The 17483-nt window shown below is 63.7% G+C and carries 19 protein-coding genes; 9 read left to right on the top strand and 10 right to left on the bottom strand.

Going from position 1 to position 17483, the window contains the following annotated elements:
• Positions 1-338: 338 nt before the first annotated feature.
• Both OEZ71_RS14360 and OEZ71_RS14355 read right to left on the bottom strand, forming a co-directional pair.
• Positions 339-959, bottom strand: coding sequence for a YceI family protein (locus OEZ71_RS14360; protein ID WP_263740680.1), 621 nt, complete (start codon positions 957-959; stop codon positions 339-341).
• Between the two features lie 29 nt (positions 960-988).
• Entirely contained in the window at positions 989-1657 is a 669-nt protein-coding gene (locus tag OEZ71_RS14355) for an ImuA family protein (protein WP_263740679.1), read from the bottom strand.
• A gap of 101 nt (positions 1658-1758) precedes the next feature.
• Between OEZ71_RS14355 and OEZ71_RS14350 the strand changes: the two genes are divergently transcribed.
• The gene (locus tag OEZ71_RS14350) at positions 1759-2802 is read left to right on the top strand and encodes an aldo/keto reductase (RefSeq protein WP_263740678.1); all 1044 of its coding nucleotides are present in this window, start codon (positions 1759-1761) and stop codon (positions 2800-2802) included.
• A gap of 105 nt (positions 2803-2907) precedes the next feature.
• Here OEZ71_RS14350 and OEZ71_RS14345 read toward each other — a convergent pair whose 3' ends face one another.
• Together OEZ71_RS14345 and OEZ71_RS14340 are read right to left on the bottom strand one after the other, a co-directional pair.
• Positions 2908-3846, bottom strand: a complete 939-nt coding sequence (locus tag OEZ71_RS14345; RefSeq protein ID WP_263740677.1) for an LpxL/LpxP family acyltransferase — start codon at positions 3844-3846, stop codon at positions 2908-2910.
• A gap of 155 nt (positions 3847-4001) precedes the next feature.
• Positions 4002-5129, bottom strand: a complete 1128-nt coding sequence (locus OEZ71_RS14340; protein WP_263740676.1) for an S-(hydroxymethyl)glutathione dehydrogenase/class III alcohol dehydrogenase — start codon at positions 5127-5129, stop codon at positions 4002-4004.
• An 83-nt stretch (positions 5130-5212) separates the two neighbouring features.
• Between OEZ71_RS14340 and OEZ71_RS14335 the strand changes: the two genes are divergently transcribed.
• Together OEZ71_RS14335 and OEZ71_RS14330 are read left to right on the top strand one after the other, a co-directional pair.
• Positions 5213-5485: an I78 family peptidase inhibitor gene (locus OEZ71_RS14335; RefSeq protein WP_263740675.1), complete on the top strand. Its 273-nt coding sequence runs from the start codon at positions 5213-5215 to the stop codon at positions 5483-5485.
• Positions 5486-5596: 111 nt separating this feature from the next.
• Positions 5597-7237: a DNA polymerase Y family protein gene (locus tag OEZ71_RS14330; protein WP_263740674.1), complete on the top strand. Its 1641-nt coding sequence runs from the start codon at positions 5597-5599 to the stop codon at positions 7235-7237.
• Here the strand turns inward: OEZ71_RS14330 and OEZ71_RS14325 are convergent.
• A complete protein-coding gene (locus OEZ71_RS14325) occupies positions 7219-8217 on the bottom strand; it encodes a GlxA family transcriptional regulator (RefSeq protein WP_263740673.1) in 999 nt (332 codons plus the stop codon). The genes OEZ71_RS14330 and OEZ71_RS14325 overlap by 19 nt on opposite strands.
• A gap of 105 nt (positions 8218-8322) precedes the next feature.
• Between OEZ71_RS14325 and OEZ71_RS14320 the strand changes: the two genes are divergently transcribed.
• The 3 genes from OEZ71_RS14320 (at position 8323) to OEZ71_RS14310 (ending at position 9728) form a co-directional block, all read left to right on the top strand.
• Positions 8323-8829: a lipocalin family protein gene (locus OEZ71_RS14320; protein ID WP_263740672.1), complete on the top strand. Its 507-nt coding sequence runs from the start codon at positions 8323-8325 to the stop codon at positions 8827-8829.
• A 76-nt stretch (positions 8830-8905) separates the two neighbouring features.
• Positions 8906-9304: a c-type cytochrome gene (locus tag OEZ71_RS14315; protein ID WP_263740671.1), complete on the top strand. Its 399-nt coding sequence runs from the start codon at positions 8906-8908 to the stop codon at positions 9302-9304.
• Between the two features lie 25 nt (positions 9305-9329).
• A complete protein-coding gene (locus OEZ71_RS14310) occupies positions 9330-9728 on the top strand; it encodes a c-type cytochrome (RefSeq protein WP_263740670.1) in 399 nt (132 codons plus the stop codon).
• Positions 9729-9730: 2 nt separating this feature from the next.
• Here the strand turns inward: OEZ71_RS14310 and OEZ71_RS14305 are convergent, their stop codons facing one another.
• From OEZ71_RS14305 to OEZ71_RS14290, 4 genes are all read right to left on the bottom strand, one after another.
• Positions 9731-10489, bottom strand: a complete 759-nt coding sequence (locus tag OEZ71_RS14305) for a hypothetical protein (protein WP_263740669.1) — start codon at positions 10487-10489, stop codon at positions 9731-9733.
• 99 nt (positions 10490-10588) lie between these two features.
• Positions 10589-10963: a GFA family protein gene (locus OEZ71_RS14300; protein WP_263740668.1), complete on the bottom strand. Its 375-nt coding sequence runs from the start codon at positions 10961-10963 to the stop codon at positions 10589-10591.
• A gap of 94 nt (positions 10964-11057) precedes the next feature.
• Positions 11058-11186, bottom strand: coding sequence for a hypothetical protein (locus tag OEZ71_RS14295; protein ID WP_263740667.1), 129 nt, complete (start codon positions 11184-11186; stop codon positions 11058-11060).
• A gap of 343 nt (positions 11187-11529) precedes the next feature.
• Positions 11530-12966: a GMC oxidoreductase gene (locus OEZ71_RS14290; protein WP_263740666.1), complete on the bottom strand. Its 1437-nt coding sequence runs from the start codon at positions 12964-12966 to the stop codon at positions 11530-11532.
• A gap of 359 nt (positions 12967-13325) precedes the next feature.
• On the opposite strand from OEZ71_RS14290, the gene OEZ71_RS14285 reads away from it, so the two are divergent.
• The 3 genes from OEZ71_RS14285 to OEZ71_RS14275 all read left to right on the top strand — a co-directional run bounded on the left by OEZ71_RS14285 (position 13326) and on the right by OEZ71_RS14275 (position 15502).
• Positions 13326-13658, top strand: coding sequence for a nuclear transport factor 2 family protein (locus tag OEZ71_RS14285; protein WP_263740665.1), 333 nt, complete (start codon positions 13326-13328; stop codon positions 13656-13658).
• A 181-nt stretch (positions 13659-13839) separates the two neighbouring features.
• Entirely contained in the window at positions 13840-14244 is a 405-nt protein-coding gene (locus tag OEZ71_RS14280) for a cupin domain-containing protein (RefSeq protein WP_263740664.1), read from the top strand.
• Positions 14245-14632: 388 nt separating this feature from the next.
• Positions 14633-15502 carry a BRCT domain-containing protein gene (locus OEZ71_RS14275; protein ID WP_263740663.1) on the top strand — a complete coding sequence of 290 codons (870 nt, stop codon included), beginning with the start codon at positions 14633-14635 and terminating at the stop codon, positions 15500-15502.
• Between the two features lie 6 nt (positions 15503-15508).
• Here the strand turns inward: OEZ71_RS14275 and parE are convergent, their stop codons facing one another.
• Positions 15509-17464: a DNA topoisomerase IV subunit B gene (gene parE, locus OEZ71_RS14270; RefSeq protein ID WP_263740662.1), complete on the bottom strand. Its 1956-nt coding sequence runs from the start codon at positions 17462-17464 to the stop codon at positions 15509-15511.
• Positions 17465-17483: the final 19 nt, after the last annotated feature.

Genomic DNA, 17483 nt, shown 5'->3' with positions numbered 1-17483 from the left:
TGGCAGGCACATGTGGAGGGTCGACCTGTCCAGATTGCATTATCTTCAGCAATCGCAAGAAATTGAGGCGGTACGATGCGGCTCGGAATTATGGGGCGCCGAAGACGTTCTGCAAGCGTTGGAAGCGATGGGGTGACATAGGGGTTTTCGCCCGGCTCACGGAGGGGCCGACCTCCGAGGGGGCGAAGAGAAAGTCGTCGTGCCCGACGCAACCGTCATGTTTCGGATCTGAAGAAGAATGTGTCTGGAGCCTAGAAGCCGCCCGCGGAGCGGAATCGCATGAAGTGCCACAAGGCCTGTGCCCGCGTTTCGCGGGCGCTCAATCGGACCGGGCCCGTTCAGCCAGCGCGGCGGATTCGGGCGAGGATCTTCAGCCGCACCTCATCGCCGACCATATCGGCGAAACCCGTGGCGCCGAAATCGGACCGGCTGACCTTTCCGGTGAGCAGGATGGAAAGATTTTCGCGATGGCCCGCCTCCGTGCCGGCGGGCCGGTAGAGCCGGGCGTCGAGCGTGATCTCGCGCGTTACACCCCGGATCGTGAGGAGCCCGGTGACGGCGGCGCCGGTATCGGTCGGGCGGACTCGTGTGCTTTCGAAGTGGATCTCGGGATGCCGTCGCGTGTCGAGAACGCTTCCCCCTTTCATCGCCTGTGTGGCGAAGGGAAAGCTTGCCCGCGCGGCATCGGCATTCAGCGTGACCTCGACATGGCTGGCCGCCGCCCGGTCGAAATCAAGGCTGAGATCGGCCGATGTGACCGGCATCCGCCCCCGGATCGGGGTGCGGCCGAAATCGGTCTCGAACCCAACGGCGGAGCCTTCGGTGTCGAGCACGTAGGTCAGGACCGCCGCATGGGCGGCCGGGATCAGGGAATGGCCGGTTGCGAGGCTGCAGAGCCGCAAGGCTGCGAGCAGCGCCAAAAGAAAAAGAAATGCCGTTTGGTTGCGGGCGTGGCGCATGTCGGCTCCGGGTTTGGATCAGGCCCAGTCTATACCTGCCCATGTCCGGCCGCGCTCATTTCCGCGTGATCGGGACCTTGGGATTTCATCCGGGCAAGGGCAAATCCCGCCCCGTCCGCGCGTGCGGTGAGCGCCCAGCTTTGCGGCGGATCGGCGCGGGCGCGCAGCAGGTCGAGCTGCCAGCGGGTCCGGCCCATCGCGTGATCGGGGGCGAGGGACCAGCGGCTTTCAACCCCCGGCGCGCCGCCCGCTCCGGGGGTCAGCATCAGCCCGGTCGGCACCATCCTGCCCTCTGTCGCGCCGGTCTCGGCGGCCAGCTGCAGCCGTCGCACCGGGGTCAGGCGCGGCGGTTCGGGCAGTTCGGCGACGACGAGGGGTGTGGCCCCGGCGCGCAGGCCTTCTTCGAAGCACCACAGAAGGTCCTCGGCCCGGCCCGGAGTGACGAAGATCAGCCGCCCCGGTTCGATGAAGGGGACCACCCCCTCGGGAAACAGACGTTCGGGCAGCCAGCCGGGGCGCAGCCAGAGGATCGGGCCTTGCGTGGCGCGCGCTGCCATCAACGCCAGCACCCGCCGCGCGGGCCCACAGAACTCATGCACCCGTGCCCGCGCCAGCGACAGCGCGCCGAGAAAGGGCAGCCCCGGACGGGGCCGCCGGTTCTGGCGCGAAATGAGTCGGGCGAGATTCTGGGTCGTCATGCGAAAAGAATAACTTGTTCACTTTATGTTCTCAATCCGCCTTTGCTTGACGCCCGCCCCCCACCGGGCCAAGGTTCGCCGGGTCAACGCAAGGAGGCACCATGAAACGCGTCACATTAGGACCGACCGATCTTGAAGTGTCCGCCCTCTGCCTTGGCACGATGACCTGGGGCAGCCAGACGCCGGAAGCCGAGGCCCATGCCCAGATCGACATGGCTGCCGAACGCGGCGTGAGTTTCATGGACACGGCCGAGATGTATCCGGTCAACCCGGTCCGAAAAGAAACCGTGGGCCGCACCGAAGAGATCATCGGCAACTGGATCGCGAAGGGCGGCAATCGCGGCGACTGGGTGATCGCCACCAAGATCGCTGGCGAAGGGTCCGTCGCGCGCGACAAGGACGAGGTGATCGACGGCCGGTCGATCCGCAAGGCGCTGGACGCCTCGCTGAAGCGGCTCCGGACAGACCATGTCGACCTCTACCAGTTCCACTGGCCCAATCGTGGCAGCTACATGTTCCGCCAGAACTGGCGCTTTGATCCGTCGAAACAGGACCGCGCGGCGGTGGTCGCGAATATGGAGGAGTGTCTGGAGACGCTCGCCGCGCTCGTCACCGAGGGCAAGATCCGGCACTGGGGCCTGTCGAACGAAAGCGCCTGGGGCATGGCGCAATGGATCCGGCTGGCGGATGAGGGCAGGGGGCCGCGTCCGGTTTCAGTGCAGAACGAATATTCGCTGCTTTGCCGGCTTTACGACACCGACCTCGCGGAGCTAGGCCATAATGAGCAGGTGACGCTTCTGGCCTTCTCGCCGATGGGGGCAGGGCTTCTGACCGGGAAATATGCAGGCGACGTGATCCCGGCCGGCTCGCGGCGCGAGGCGAACGCTGCGCTGGGCGGCCGCATCACGCCGCGGGTCTGGGAGGCGGTTTCGGCCTATCTCGGCATCGCGCATCGCCACGGGCTCGACCCCGCACAGATGGCGCTGGCCTGGACGCTGACGCGACCGTTTCCGACGGTGCCGATCTTTGGTGCGACGACGCTTGATCAGCTTGGACCCGCGCTGGATGCGGCGGCGATTAAGCTCACGGACGAGGTGCTGGCCGAGATCGCGGAGGCGCACAAGGCGCATCCGATGCCCTATTGATCGGGTGCACTACGTGGAAAGGCAGGTCGGTCATCGACCGATGGAATTGCTTGCCTTTGCCCTGAATGAACTAAACCGACGCGCAGAACTCTGATTTTCCTCCAATCAATTGCCGACGGAGGCGCGCAGCACCCTTGACCAGTGCTTGTCGAGCGCGAAGGTCCACTCTTCCGGATGTTCCCTGATCAGCCGTTCCAGTTCCGCCAGCCAAGCCTGTGTTGTGGCTGCCAAATCCGGGTCGGGTTCTATGGCAGTTCCCAGATGCAACGTAATCGTATCCTTCGTCTGTACCACCGTTGCGGGCAGGATCGGGACGTTGGCCTTACGTGCGAACCGGGCCGGCCAGCCGGTGATCCCGACGGGTTGGCCGAAGGCATTGGCTCGTATCGTATCTGTCACCGGATCTATAGGTGCCTCAGGCGGCGGTGCCGCCCGGATACGGTCGACCACGCCAAGCACAAGTTGCCCCTGCCTGAGCGTACCAAGCACCTTTCGCGCGACGGTCGTCTGTTGTTCCACGCGGACATCCAGAACTTCGGCTTCGAGATGTTGATAGACCTCCCATTCGGCTGCGGCACGTCGCTTGTCCGTTGCCGATCGCACAAGGGCCAGAAGCGGGTAGCGCGCAGAGAACCCGCGGCCCATGGGAAAACCGGCTTGGGTGTGGGGAAGCACCAGAATGCACCCACGTTCAGCCGTGAGCGTCCGGAATCGTTGTTCCTCGGGGATCCGGAACATACGGTCGATAGCATCGGTGCGGCCGTGCCGCACCTGCTCGAGCCTGTCTATGCCTCGGCAGAACTCGCGCACGTACCTTGCGAAAAGGCGCAAAGCATTCCCGGCCTTCGTCTGTTTTGCCAAAGCGGCGAATGTCGGTCGCACCAGATTTCCCGGTAGCAGGTAAGCGATCCAAAGGGCCAGCCCGAAAAGACCATAGCCGAGTTTCCGGACAAGCTGAGGCTGACGCGCCAGCCATCCGGCGAAAACGGCATATGCCGACCAGACCCGATCCTTGGTCGTCGTAAAGCTAGTCTTTTCCCCCATAGGGCCAGATTAACCGCCGTTTTCGATAATGGAACCTCCCTGATTTCAATGCAAAGCAGCATCTGGGGGAGCGAGTTGTCGCGGGGAATGACGTGGCGCCACAAAACAAAAGGGCAAGGCAGCGCCTTGCCCCTTCGTTCGCATGTTTCAGTGTCTCAGTAAACGACGACCGAGCGGATTGATTCACCTGCATGCATCAGGTCGAAGCCCTTGTTGATGTCGTCGAGCTTCAGCGTGTGGGTGATCATCGGATCGATCTCGATCTTGCCGTCCATGTACCAGTCGACGATCTTCGGCACATCGGTGCGGCCGCGCGCGCCGCCGAAGGCGGTGCCTTTCCAGACCCGGCCGGTGACAAGCTGGAAGGGGCGCGTCTCGATCACCGCACCTGCGGGGGCGACGCCGATGATGATCGATTGGCCCCAGCCGCGATGGGTGCATTCCAGTGCGTCGCGCATCACCTTGACGTTGCCGGTGCAGTCGAAGGAGTAATCCGCGCCGCCGATCTGGTCGAACGGCGTCTTGGTGATGTTGACGATCTCCTGAACAGTGTTCTCGACCTCTTTCGGGTTGACGAAATGGGTCATGCCGAACTTTTCGGCCATCGGTTTCTTGTCGTTGTTGATGTCGACGCCGATGATCTTGTCGGCCCCGGCAAGGCGCAGGCCCTGGATGACGTTGAGTCCGATACCGCCAAGGCCGAAGACAGCGGCCGTCGCACCGATCTCCACCTTGGCGGTGTTGATCACCGCGCCGATGCCCGTGGTGACGCCGCAGCCGATATAGCAGATCTTGTCGAAGGGCGCGTCCTCGCGGACCTTGGCGACGGCGATCTCGGGCAGGACCGTGTAGTTCGAGAAGGTCGAGCAGCCCATGTAGTGCAGGATCGGATCGCCATCCAATGTGGTGAAGCGCGAGGTGCCGTCGGGCATCACGCCCTGGCCCTGCGTCGCCCGGATCGAGGTGCAGAGGTTGGTCTTGCGGGAAAGACAGGACGGGCAGGTCCGGCATTCCGGCGTGTAAAGCGGGATCACGTGGTCGCCCTTTTTCACGCTGGTCACGCCGGGGCCGACCTCGACCACGACGCCCGCGCCCTCATGGCCGAGAATGGCCGGGAACAATCCTTCGGGGTCGGCGCCGGACAGTGTGAACTCGTCGGTGTGGCAGATGCCGGTGGCCTTGATTTCCACCATCACTTCGCCGGCTTTCGGACCTTCGAGGTTCACCTCCATGATTTCGAGGGGCTTGCCGGCCTGAACGGCCACGGCGGCACGGGTGCGCATAAGAGATCCTCCCAATTCCTTCGTTCTCTTTCATTGACCCTGTGCGATACTGGCACTCATTGCAATTCGGGAAGCGACAGAAAATGAAAGCTTTTGCCATATTGCCGGTTTTGGTGGGGCTCTGCGGCTGTGTCGGGGCAGCGGCGGATCAGCCCGATCCAGCTGATGCAAGTTGTTCCGCCGAGGGGCTGCAATATCTTGTCGGACAACCGGACTCCGCGTTCGATCCAAGCGGATTGGATGAACCCGTCCGGGTCATCCATCCCGGCGATGCGATCACGATGGACTTCAGCCTGCAGCGTCTGAACGTCGAGATCGACGCGGAGGGCCGCATCGCCGCGATCCGCTGCGGTTGAGGTTTTCCCGGAGAAGGTGGGTTTTAACCTACCTTACGCCCCGGCCTTCCGGGGCGACTCGACTCGGCGACTGAAGGGGCATAGAGTGGAACATATCAGGAACATTCTGTCATGCGCTGTCGCCGGATTTTGTCCCTCTGGTTCCCCCGCCTCGGGGCGGAATGTCTGCTGCGGCGGATGCGTGGCCTGCCGCCCGGGCTTTTTGCCATTGTCGGGGAAGAGGCCAACCGTCAGGTCCTGACCTCGCTGAGCGCGGAGGCGGAAGCGAAGGGGCTCTATCTCGGCCAGCCCTTGCCGGATGCGCGCGCGATGTGCCCAGACCTTGTCACCCGCATCCGCAATCCGCAAATAGAGGCGGCCTTTCTGGCCGCGCTCCGGCGCTGGGCGGGCAGGTTCAGCCCCTGGGTGGGCGAGGAAGCGCCGGACGGGCTCATCATCGATCTGACGGGTGCTGCCCATCTTTTCGGCGGCGAGGAGGGCGTGCTGGCGGCCGTGGCCGCGGATTGCGAGGGGCTCGGGCTGACGGTGGAGGCAGGGATTGCCGATACGGTCGGCACCGCCTGGGGGCTCGCGCGCTATGCCGGCAAGCCCGGCGCGGTGACCCGCAACGGCGATGCCATTGATCAGGAGGCGCGGGCGACCCGGTCGCGCTCGGCCAAACGGCACTGGATCAGGGGCGGGGCAGCGCCGGTGACCATCGCCCCGCCCGCGCCGGTCGCCCGCATCGCCACACCCGGCCAGACCCGGCAGGCGCTGGCGTCCCTGCCGCTCGCGGCGCTCCGCATTGACGAAAAGACGGTCCACGGGCTCGCACGCCTCGGCCTGCGCCATGTCGGCGATATCCTCGGCACGCCGCGCGCGCCCCTTACGCGGCGCTTTGGTCGCGAACTGGTCCGCCGTCTCGATCAGGCCCTGGGGCTGGAGGAGGAGCCGGTCTCGCCCGCCCGTCCGCCCCTGCATTTCGCGGTGCGCCTGACGCTGCCCGATCCGATCGGGCTCACCGAGGACATCATGGCCGGTCTCGACCGGCTTCTGCCCGCGCTCTGCGACCGGCTCAGGGCGCGGGGGCAGGGTGCCCGCCGGGTCCGGTTGCAGCTTTTCCACGCCGATCACAGGATGCAGGAGGTCGAGATCGGTCTGGCCCGCGCCAGCGCCGACCCCGCCATGCTGCGCCCGCTTCTGGCGCTGAAACTGACCGGGGTGGAGGCGGGGTTCGGCATCGACACGCTCCGGCTGGAGGCGCATGTCACCGAACCGGTTCAGGCCCGCCAGCATCGCGGCCCCTATGACCCGGTCGAGGGCTGCCCCGAAGGGGAGGAGTTTGAAAAGATGGTCTCGCGGCTCGGAACCCGGGTGGGGATGGAGGCGATCACCCGGCTCGTTCCGGTCGATACCCATATCCCTGAGAAGACCGCGAAAATCCTGCCCGTCGCCTGGTCGAAACCGGCCGAGACATGGCCGCCGCCCTGCAATCCCCGGCCCGTCGTGCTTTTCCGCTGCGAGCCGGTTCAGGCCCATGACGACCCGATGGTGCCCGCCCGCTTCCGCTGGCGTCGGCGGGATCTGGTGACGGCCTCGGCCACCGGCCCGGAACGGATCGCGCCGGAATGGTGGCTCGATGAACCCGGCTGGCGCTCGGGCACCCGCGATTACTGGCGGGTGGAGGTGACGACGGGCGAAAGGCTCTGGCTCTACTACGCCTATGGCGGGGCTGTGCCGGGCGGCTGGTTCTGTCAGGGGGTCTTTGCCTGAACCGTACCCGCTGACCGTCTGAGCGCCGAGGCCGGTGCGCCGAACCGCGCCCTGAAAGCCCGGGCAAACGCCATCTGGCTGGAAAACCCGGTTCTGAGCGCAACCTCCTGCAAGGGAAGCCTTGTATCGACGACCATGCGCCGCGCCTCGTCGAGCCTGAGGTCAAGGAAGAACCGGCCCGGGCTGGTGCCGAGCCTTTCGGCGAACAGCATCTCAAGCCGCCGTTGCGACAGGCCGATGCGCCGGGCAATGGCGGCAATGGGGATCGGGTTCTCCACGCCCCGTTCCATCAGCGCGATCGCGCGGCCAAGTGCGGGATCGCCCTTGGCCAGCCTTGCGGCCGACACTGCCTGCTGCGGCACAGTCGCGGCATGGACCGGCTCGTAAAGAAAGGCCCCCGCAACCCGCAGAGCCAGTTCTGCCCCATGCCGCGTGCGGATCAGTTCCAGCATCATGTCGAGGCAGGGCGCGGCGCCCCCGGTGGTCACAAAAGGCCCCGAGATCACGTAGCGGTCCTGACGGACATCGACGGCGGGAAACCGGTCGGCGAAGGTTTCGAGGTCTTCCCAATGCACCGTCGCCGACCGCCCATCCAGAAGCCCCGCGAGCGCAAGGAACCACGGACCGCCATCGACCCCGATCATCGCCCTGAGCCGCGGGGCAAGACGCCTCAGCCGGGCCAGCAGCGGCGGCGTTGCCTGTTCGATCAGCCGAAAGCCCGCGACGATCAGCAGGATGTCCGCTTCGATCCGGTCCGGCAGCGCGTCCGCGTCGATCCGGAACCCGGTCGTCACCGGAATCGCGCCCGCCGCCGCACTGTAATAGCGCCAGGTAAAGAGCGTCCGCCCCGCCCGGCGATTTGCCGCCCGCATCGGATCGACCGCGGCTGCCAACGACAGGGCGTTGGTATCGGCCATGACCAGCACCGCCACGTCGAGCGGCGCGGGGTCTGGGGCAAAGATCGGCTTTTCGCGTTTCATCAATTCGTTTCGTATTCGGTCAAGCTCTGGCCGGCAAGCCGCCTTGCGCATCGGGCCGGTCTCGATAAGGGTGACGAGGCGTCCCCTTCGCCCGGAGCTCCTTGAATGCCCCGCCTGACAGATCTTGCCGTGCTGCTGCCTCTTGTTCTGGCTGCGCTTGCCGGATGCGACCGGACGCCGCCCGCACCGGAGACCCCCGGTATGTCCTCGGCGGCCTTTTTCGACGCGGGACGGTTCGCGGATGTCTGGCATGTCGCGGCGACAATCGGCGACCCGGCCTGCGGTCCGCACGCGGAGACCTGGGCCGTGACCGGCGCGGGGCGCTATCGCGTCACCGGCACGGTCTGCGGGCCGTCCGGGGCGCGGACTTTCGCGACCGAAGCGGCGGTCACCGGCCCTGGCCGTATAGAGCGACGGATGCCGGAGGGAACTGAGGCACTCTGGGTGCTCTGGACCGATGCGGATTACCGGATCGCAGTGATCGGTACCCCGTCGCGGCACTTCGCCCGCATCCTGTCGCGCACGCCGGAGGTGCGGCCCGACCTGATGCAGGCAGCGCGCGATGTGCTGCGCTTCAACGGCTATGATCCTGCGGGATTGCAGCCGCACTAAGCGGCTGACATGATCCTGATCAAGGTGCTGGCGTCAGGCCCGCCGCAGGATGACGCAGACGCAACAGGAGACCGCAATGCGCCCGCTCGCCCTCATTCTCTGCCTCATGACATACCCGGCCCAAGCCGCATCGGACATGACACTTGGCGCAGAGGTCTATGCCGGCGCCTGTGCGGCCTGTCACGGGGAGAAGGCCGCAGGCGACGGGCCGATGCGCGATCTGATCACGATACCGGTTCCCGATCTGACCCGCATCGCCGCGCGCAATGGCGGGGAGTTCCCCTGGCTGAAGGTGGTTCATATCATCGACGGCCGCACTGGTCTGCGCGGTCATGGCGGCCCGATGCCTCTGTTCGGCACGGTCTTTGCGGGCGATGCCTCCGTCGCCGATGCCCGCGACGGCACGCCGGTCATAACCTCCGAACGGGTTCTGGCTGTCGTAGACTATCTGGCTGCGATACAGGTGGAAGAATGACGACACCGTCACGAAAGGACAAAGCATGATCCGGATCCTCATACCCATCGCGGCAGCCTGCGCACTAACGGCCTGCGCGCCCGAGCGGCAGGTGTCCGGCCGGGCGCTCTATCAGGACTATTGCCTGTCCTGCCACGGGGCGGGCGGTCGCGGCGACGGTCCGGCGGCGGAGGGGCTCGGCAAGGCACCGGCAGATCTGACGACGATCTCTGCGCGCAATGGCGGGACATTCCCGATGGTGCAGGTCATGTCGGCGATCGACGGTTATTCCCGCCGCGGCGACCGGAGTTCGGTGATGCCGGAACTGGGCGTAGCCTTGCAGGAAGGGCCGCTGGTGCGGGTCGATACCGGCGACGGGATCGCGACGCCCACACCGGCCAACCTTGTCGCATTGGCCAATTATCTGAAGGGCTTGCAGCAATAAGTTCAGATAAGATCGACGATCGATTTTCCCAACCTGAAGGGGGCCGCAAAGGCGACGAGGCAGAGCGCGAGGATCTGAAGCGTCAGGATGCCCGCGCTGTCCTCCAGCACCTGCCATTCATCTCTCAGATGCATGACCTCGCCGATCAGGTCCTCATAGGCCTTGGCGATGACCTGGAACTCGGCGGCGATTCCGGCGACGCTGGGGGCTTGACGAAGCAGCGCGACGGCGGCCTCGGTCATCGCGTCCCGCGGCTCGAAGGCGAGGAATTCTGCTGTATCGAAGCTCTCAACTTCGTCCTCCATATCACTGGATTTACTTCCGAAAAACAGATTCAAGCCCTGCAGGGGCGCGGCGCGTTCGGTGACCGCGATGAAGAGCGGTAACTGGGCGTTGCCGGCGGTGGAGGCGGAGAGAAATTCGACCTTGTCACAGAGGTCACGGATGGCGGTGCGGAAGCTGGCGGCAGGATGGTCGACCTCGCAATGGGCGAGCCGGAACCTTGCCGCGTCGCGGTCAAACTCGCGGGTCGTGGCATAGGCGATGTCGATCTGGCGCGAGAGGCGGGACGAGTCTTCGGCGTAAACCCCTGCAATCACTGCCGTTAATGCGCCGATCCCGCCAAGGCAGATCCAGACAAGATCGGCGATTTTCCACGCTTTCTGCGAGACATGGCGACGGAAGAGGATCGCGGTGAGGGAACAGCCGATGGCGAAACTGATCAGGATCAGCGGCAGCTGGTTGTCGGTGATGAAATCCATGATGCCCGCCCGTATTGCCGCAAACCCGGTATGGTATCCGTACCGCAAGCGTATGGCCTGCGTACAGCCTCCGTCCCGACAGATGTCGGTACAGGAAGCTCACTCCTCGCGGTCGCGCAGGAACAGGCGGTCGGTCGGGAAAGGCGGCAACCAGCCCTCGCGGCGGATGGTCCAGAGTTCGTAACTCGGGCGGAACCGGTCGGGGTCGTCGAACATGCCGAGATGCAGCTCCATCTCGTCGCCCGACCGGGAATAGACCGAGGAGCCGCAGGTGGGGCAGAAATGCCGGCCCTTATAGGCGCGCGTCTCACCCGTGATCGTGACGGCAGCTTTGGGGAAGATCGCCGAGGCGTGGAAGAGCGCGCCGTGATGCTTGCGGCAGTCGAGGCAGTGGCAGATGCCGACCCGCAGGGGTTGCCCGCGCGCAACGACCCGGACCGCGCCGCATTGGCATCCGCCGGTGACCTCGGTCATGCCTGCCCCCCATCTCGCCTCGTTCGGGCGGAGTGTCGGCGAATGCGGGCCGCAATGCAATCGGGGCGGGCCCGGCGGACCCGCCCCTTGGATGTTACTTGAGCTTCTTGCCGGCGATCACCGGATCGGCCTTGGCGCCGGAATTGGCGGTGGCCAGCACCTTCGGCTTTTCCTTCTTCGGCTTCTTGGCCTCGCGGTTGCCGCGGCTTTTTTCCTTGGACATGAGAGTTCCCTTTGGCGTGAGTTCCGGGCGGCGGATGCCGTCCGGTCCGATGCTCAGGGGGTGTCAGGGGAGCCTGACCCTTGGGGTGGTCAGGGCGATGATCCCGATGGGCAGCAGGGGGGCGGTTTGCGCCGGTCCTGCGCGGGGAAATCTAGCGCCGCTTTTGCGGCTCGCAAGGGGGGTGTAAGGGGCGTGAGCGGAAACCGACTTGTCGGGTGCGTTCGGCACGCTGATCGGTCCCTTCCGATAGGGGACAGGCTGATGGCGTGACGGAATAGCCGCCCGGTGCATCGGTCATTGGCTGAGCCGGTCACCGAGGCGACCAGACAGCCAGATCACCGGTCTAGATGATGCGTTTTGCGAGGTGGTCGGCCATGCGAAGGGCCAATTGAACGATCGTGAAAGTCGGGTTGGCATGCCCGGCGCGTGGGAACACCGATGATCCCAGAACATAGGCATTGGACATGCCATGAATCTTTAGGTTCCGATCGACGACCCCCTCAGCCGCCCGGTCGGACATGCGGGTGCCGCCCATATGATGGTGCCCGGCGATCCCGTGCTTATTCGTGTAGTTCTCCATGTCGATCAAATGCCGATAAGCACGCACGGCACCGATGCCCTTTGCGACAATGTCGCGGGCGACCAGTTCAAATCCCACCTTTGCGGTGTGCAGATCGAAGGCCGTTTTGCGCCAATGGAGCTGGAGACGCGGCACATTGAATCGATCGCGTTCCTCTTTCGACAGGACGATGCGGTTATCCACATCGGGGGCTTGTTCCCAGGCAGCGGTGAGAGTGTAGCCGCACGTGGGTGTTTTCCCGCGAACGGAACTCAGCATTTCCAGCATGGCAGGCAGATCACGGCAGCCGATCTGGCGCATGTGGCCGCGAAGGCTGTCGTCGGGCCCCTGGAAAGGCATCTCAAGTGCGAAACCCAGACCGCCATGGCGGTGCATGACCTCGGCCCTTGGGTTGAAATATGTGGTCTGCCAATCCGGTATGTCACTGCGATGCAAGGGCCTGTTCAGCATGCAATCGCCAAGCCGGAAATGGGGATGCTCCATCCAGTAACGCCCCAGCGCAGACGCTTCGGCAACGACAGGGTCGCCTGACACCTCGTTCGACCAGAGCAGAAGGCGCGAATTCTCAAGCCCTCCGCAGGCGACCACGACGAGGCGCGGCGACAGTCTGACCCTGTTTCCGGCGGCATCGGCGAGTTCCAGATGCGTAACCGACCGGCCTTCCGCGACAAGTGAGATCAGGGACGTGTTCAACGACAGATGAATATGCCGGGATGCGTCAATCCTGTCGCCGTATTTCTGGCTGAAAATCACCGGGGGACTCATTGCAAAGGCAATTTCGTCTACTGTGCCGGAAAACTCGAAATCCCGGGTTTGTCCGATCTCGAGAATGTCCCGCGCGGCCATGTCGTAAGGATCGAGATCGGTTTTCTTGATCGGCCATCCGGGAACACCGAGTTCAGGTCGAGCTTCAAAATCAGCGGCATCCAGCGGGCGGCATAAACCGGTCCAGTGGTTGGAACTGCCGCCAAACTGCCGCAGCCTTGTCTCGTCCAGAGCGAAATACTCGTCGCCAAACGTCTTGCCCTCGTAAACGCTTTGAGAGTCTTCCGAGTAGAATTCGTCGCCGCCCTCAACCAGCAGACAGTCGATCCCTTTCTCCTCGAGCGATAAGGCCAGTGTCATTCCGGCGGGGCCGGTTCCGATGATTACAACCGGGGGAAGGTCTGCCTGCCGCAGGAAGTCGCTGTTTACCCGCATGTCAGACCGGCACGATCCAACCGTCGCGGTATATGAAGCTTGTCGCGTCGGGATCGGTTGCCAGGTGTTCCTCAACGCGTGGGCCACGGCCCCACAACCATGCCCCGTACAGGGCGCCTGCACCCAGCAGACTGCTCAGCATCAGCAAGCGACGTCGGTTCAAGGCAAGGGGCGCTTTCGTGCGTTGAGGGTTAAATACTTTGAATTCATTAACATTGCCTCCGGTACCGGTCAATCGAGTGGTCCCTTTCACTGCCCTCGCGAAGGCAGGAAGACGCGAGTCGCGCCCGTGTCTTTCGCCTTGCCCCAGGGGCGGGGCAGGTTCACCCTTGGGGATCGGCACAGCGAGGGAGGATGCGATGGCACTTTACCAGATGCTCGATAAGGCGATGGAGGCCCGTGACGCCGAGGCCTATATCGACCTCATGCACGACGACTTCACGTTCGTTCGCCACCAGAGCGGCGAGACGATGGGCAAGGCCGCGATGGCCGAGATGGTCCGACGGATGATGGCCAGCGACAAGATGGCCGTCCGCGACCAGCGGCTGATCTATGAGAACGGCGACATTCTCGTCGAACATTCGGTGATGGATTTCCCCGACGGCACCAGCGAGGCGGTGATGGGCGTTCATACGCTCAAGGACGGCAAGATCCTGAGGACCGAGACCGGGGCGACGCTGCTGAAGAAATAACGCCTCCATGGGGCTGGCCTGCCTGCCCTGCGGTTTCCCTTTGTCCTCCGCGAAACGGCGGCGGCGTGCTATAGTGCGCGCGGCTGCGTCGATTGGTGCCGGCACCGGACACGCGCGGCTCGGACCGCGACATGCCGGCGCGACGCATCCTCAGCGCAAACAATCTCAGGGAGGACAGCCGATGAGACCGATGCTGCTTGCATGCGCGATGACCGCGATTTGTACCGCGACCGCCGCTCAGGAGGCCGGAGAGGCCTATACGCCGGGCGAGAGGGTGGAACTGACCAACACGCCGCTGCCCGGTGCCGAAGGCCAGGCGATCGCGATCCAGCGCGTGACTTTCGCCGGCGGCTGGACGGGCGAGCGCCACACCCATGGCGGGCCGGTCTTCGTCTATGTGCTGGACGGCGAGATCACCGTTGAGTTGGAAGGTCAGGGTCCGACGACGCTGTCGGCCGGTGGCTTTGCGGCCGAGCCGATGGACACCGCGATGGTCGCCCGCAACGAAAGCGCCACCGATCCGGTAACGATCCTGCTCATCCAGGTGAGCCAGGAAGGCGTGCCGCTGATGACTCGGGTGGAATGACCGGGCATTGACGCGGCGTAACGGAGTGGGGTGCGCTTAGGCGCACCCTGCGGCTGGCTGAAGAAATAGGGGCGAGCATCGGGTTGGCGAAGCCCAGCCTGAGGACCGATCAGGTAAAGGTCCAGTGGACCTTTACCCGGTCCGATTGCCCGGAGGCGCAAGCCGGAGGGCAAGGGGGTCTTGGCTGGCTCCGGCGGTCGTAAATCGGGCGGGGCAAATTGCAGCGTTGGCTGAACTGGCGGCGATTAGTGTGGCCCGCGTGCCGGAATGGTGGGTGAACGCGCAGTTATACAAGACGCACACCTAATGGTTGTCTCTTGCATTTATTTGCGCGTGAGCGTTTATGTCCTTCAAGAGTGAAACCCCTTGATAACTCATGGAATTGAGAATGTCAGAGCTTGAACACAACGGTCCGGAGCTTGCGCGAATTCACCGCCAGCGTAACGATAGAAAATTCTTTTGCTACTTTACGGGATTCTTGGAAGGCATTGCGGCCAGTGGTTATCTGGAGCGAGGTGAGATTGCTCCTCTGATCGCCGAATGTAAGGAGTTTGTCACGCGTGTGGCCGATGGGGACGCGTCTGATTTGCTTCAGGATCTGGACGCCGATCTGTTGGACCACGAAAATGTACTGGGTATCGTGGAAGTTCGAGTCGCCGAAATTGATGGTTCTTGTGAAAAGAGTGGAGTTAATCGCTTTCTTGGGTTCTGCCGAGGTATTGCATGCGATGGGACTATTACGGAGCGCGAAGCGGCGGCCATTCTGGATAGGATCAATGCAAATCCGGTTCTGTCGCAGATTGTTGGAGTGCGGCAAATCAGGATTTGTTGCGAAGACGCGTTGGCGGATTCCATTCTGACGGCAGGCGAATCCAGTGAGATATGTGAGGCAATTGGTCAGATCGTGGGTGACTGCTATGGCGACACCGGATTATCCCAGCCATTCGGAGTAGCAAACTACGGTGAGTTTAGGCTTTCAAGTATTGAAAGCGACTTTGAAGGCCGAACGATAGTATTGACTGGAACGTTTAAAACAAATCCAAGGTCATTGCTTGAAGAGAAACTGGAGGAATTCGGTGCTCAAATATCTCGCAACGTTTCTGGAAAAACTGACTTTCTGATCGTTGGTGGCGAAGCGGCGCGCGACTGGATCGAAATGAATCGCGGGACGAAAATCCGAAAGGCCCAAGAATTGCGGCTACGCTCCGAACTTCCTCGCTTTATTTCCGAAAATCAGGTCATGAAGTTACTGGGCTAACAGTTCTCACACATCCAACTCCTCCACGAACCGCGCGTTCTCGCTGATATATTGAAACCTCAGTTCCGGCTTCTTGCCCATCAGCCGCTCCACGAGGTCTCCGGTCTCTCCCGGCACCTCGTCGTGGATGCTGACCCGGATCAGTTTGCGGGTTGCGGGGTTCATGGTTGTGTCTTTCAGGTCCTTGGCGTCCATCTCTCCCAGCCCCTTGAAGCGCTGGACGTCGATCTTGCCCTTGCCGCCGAGGCCCTTGGCGAGCATGCGTTCCTTCTCGGCATCGTCGGCCACATAGATGCGTTTCGCGCCTTGAGTCAGGCGGTAGAGCGGCGGGCAGGCGAGGTAGAGGTGACCCTTGTCGATCATCGGCCGCATCTGGGTGAAGAAGAAGGTCATCAAGAGGGACGCGATATGGGCGCCGTCGACATCGGCGTCGGTCATGATGATGATCTTGTCATAGCGCAGGTCGTCGATATTGAACCGTGTGCCCAGCCCGCAGCCGAGCGCCTGGGTCAGGTCGCTGATCTCCTGATTGGTGCCGAGTTTCGATGAGGCGGCGCCAAGCACGTTGAGGATCTTGCCGCGCAGGGGCAAGAGGGCCTGCGTCTTGCGGTCCCGCGCCATCTTGGCCGAACCGCCCGCCGAGTCGCCTTCGACGATGAAAAGCTCGGTGCCTTCGCGGCTGGTCGCGGAGCAATCGACGAGCTTGCCGGGCAGGCGCAGTTTCTTGGTGGCCGATTTGCGCGCGGTTTCCTTTTCCTGCCGGCGGCGCAGGCGTTCCTCGGCCCTGAGGACGAGGAAATCGAGGATCGCCCCGGCCGATTTGGTGTCGGCGGCCAGCCAGTTGTCGAAATGGTCGCGCACCGCGCCTTCGGTCATCTTCGCCGCCACCTCGGTCGAAAGCCGGTCCTTCGTTTGCCCGACAAAGGCCGGGTCGCGGATGAAGCAGGAGACGAGCGCGCAGCCCCCGGTCAGAAGGTCGTCGCGGGTGATCTGCGCCGCCTTCTTGTTGTTGACCAACTCGCCGTAGGCGCGGATGCCCTTCAGGATCGCGGCCCAGAAGCCCGCCTCATGCGTGCCGCCCTCGGGCGTGGGGACGGTGTTGCAATAGGACTGGATGAAACCGTCGCGCGAGGGCGTCCAGTTGATCGCCCATTCGACGGAGCCGGGTTCGCCGTATTTCTCCTGAAACCCGACCTTTCCGGCGAAGGGGCGGTCGGCATAGGTGGTGGAGCCGTTGAGCTGTTCGTTCAGGTAATCGGCAAGGCCGCCGGGGAAGTGGAACGTGGCCTCGGTCGGCGTTTCGCCGTCATCAATGGCGCTTTTCCAGCGGATTTCGACGCCCGAGAAGAGATAGGCCTTGGACCGGACCATCTTGAAGAGCCGCGCGGGCTTGAAGCGGTGGTGGCCGAAGATCTCTTCGTCCGCGTGGAAGGTGATCGTGGTGCCGCGCCGGTTCTGGGTGGCGCCGGTCTTTTGCACGGGGCCAAGCGGCAGGCCGCGCGAGAAGCGCTGTTCGTAAAGCTCCTTGTTGCGGGCGACCTCGACGACCATGGAATCGGACAACGCGTTGACGACCGAGGCGCCGACGCCGTGCAGACCGCCCGAAGTCTGGTAAGCCTTGCCGGAGAACTTGCCGCCTGCGTGCAGTGTGCAGAGGATCACCTCCAAAGCCGACTTGTCGGGGAATTTCGGATGCGGGTCGATGGGGATGCCGCGGCCGTTGTCGCGGATGGTGATGGCGTGGTCTTCGTGCAGCTCGACCTCGATCCGGTTGGCATGGCCCGCCACCGCCTCGTCCATGGAGTTGTCGAGAATCTCGGCCACCATGTGATGCAGCGCCCGTTCGTCGGTGCCGCCGATATACATGCCCGGCCGCTTGCGGACGGGTTCCAGCCCCTCAAGCACCTCGATGGAAGAGGCGTTGTAGTCGTCCGGCTGGCCGGAGAAGATGTCGTTCGCCATGGTGCTGCTCGTCTTCTTG

This window comes from Albidovulum litorale, from assembly GCF_025751495.1.
GTDB classification, from domain to species: Bacteria; Pseudomonadota; Alphaproteobacteria; order Rhodobacterales; family Rhodobacteraceae; genus Albidovulum; species Albidovulum litorale.
The sequence above is the reverse complement of the archived record's forward strand: the minus strand, read 5'-3'. Positions and strand labels throughout refer to the sequence as shown.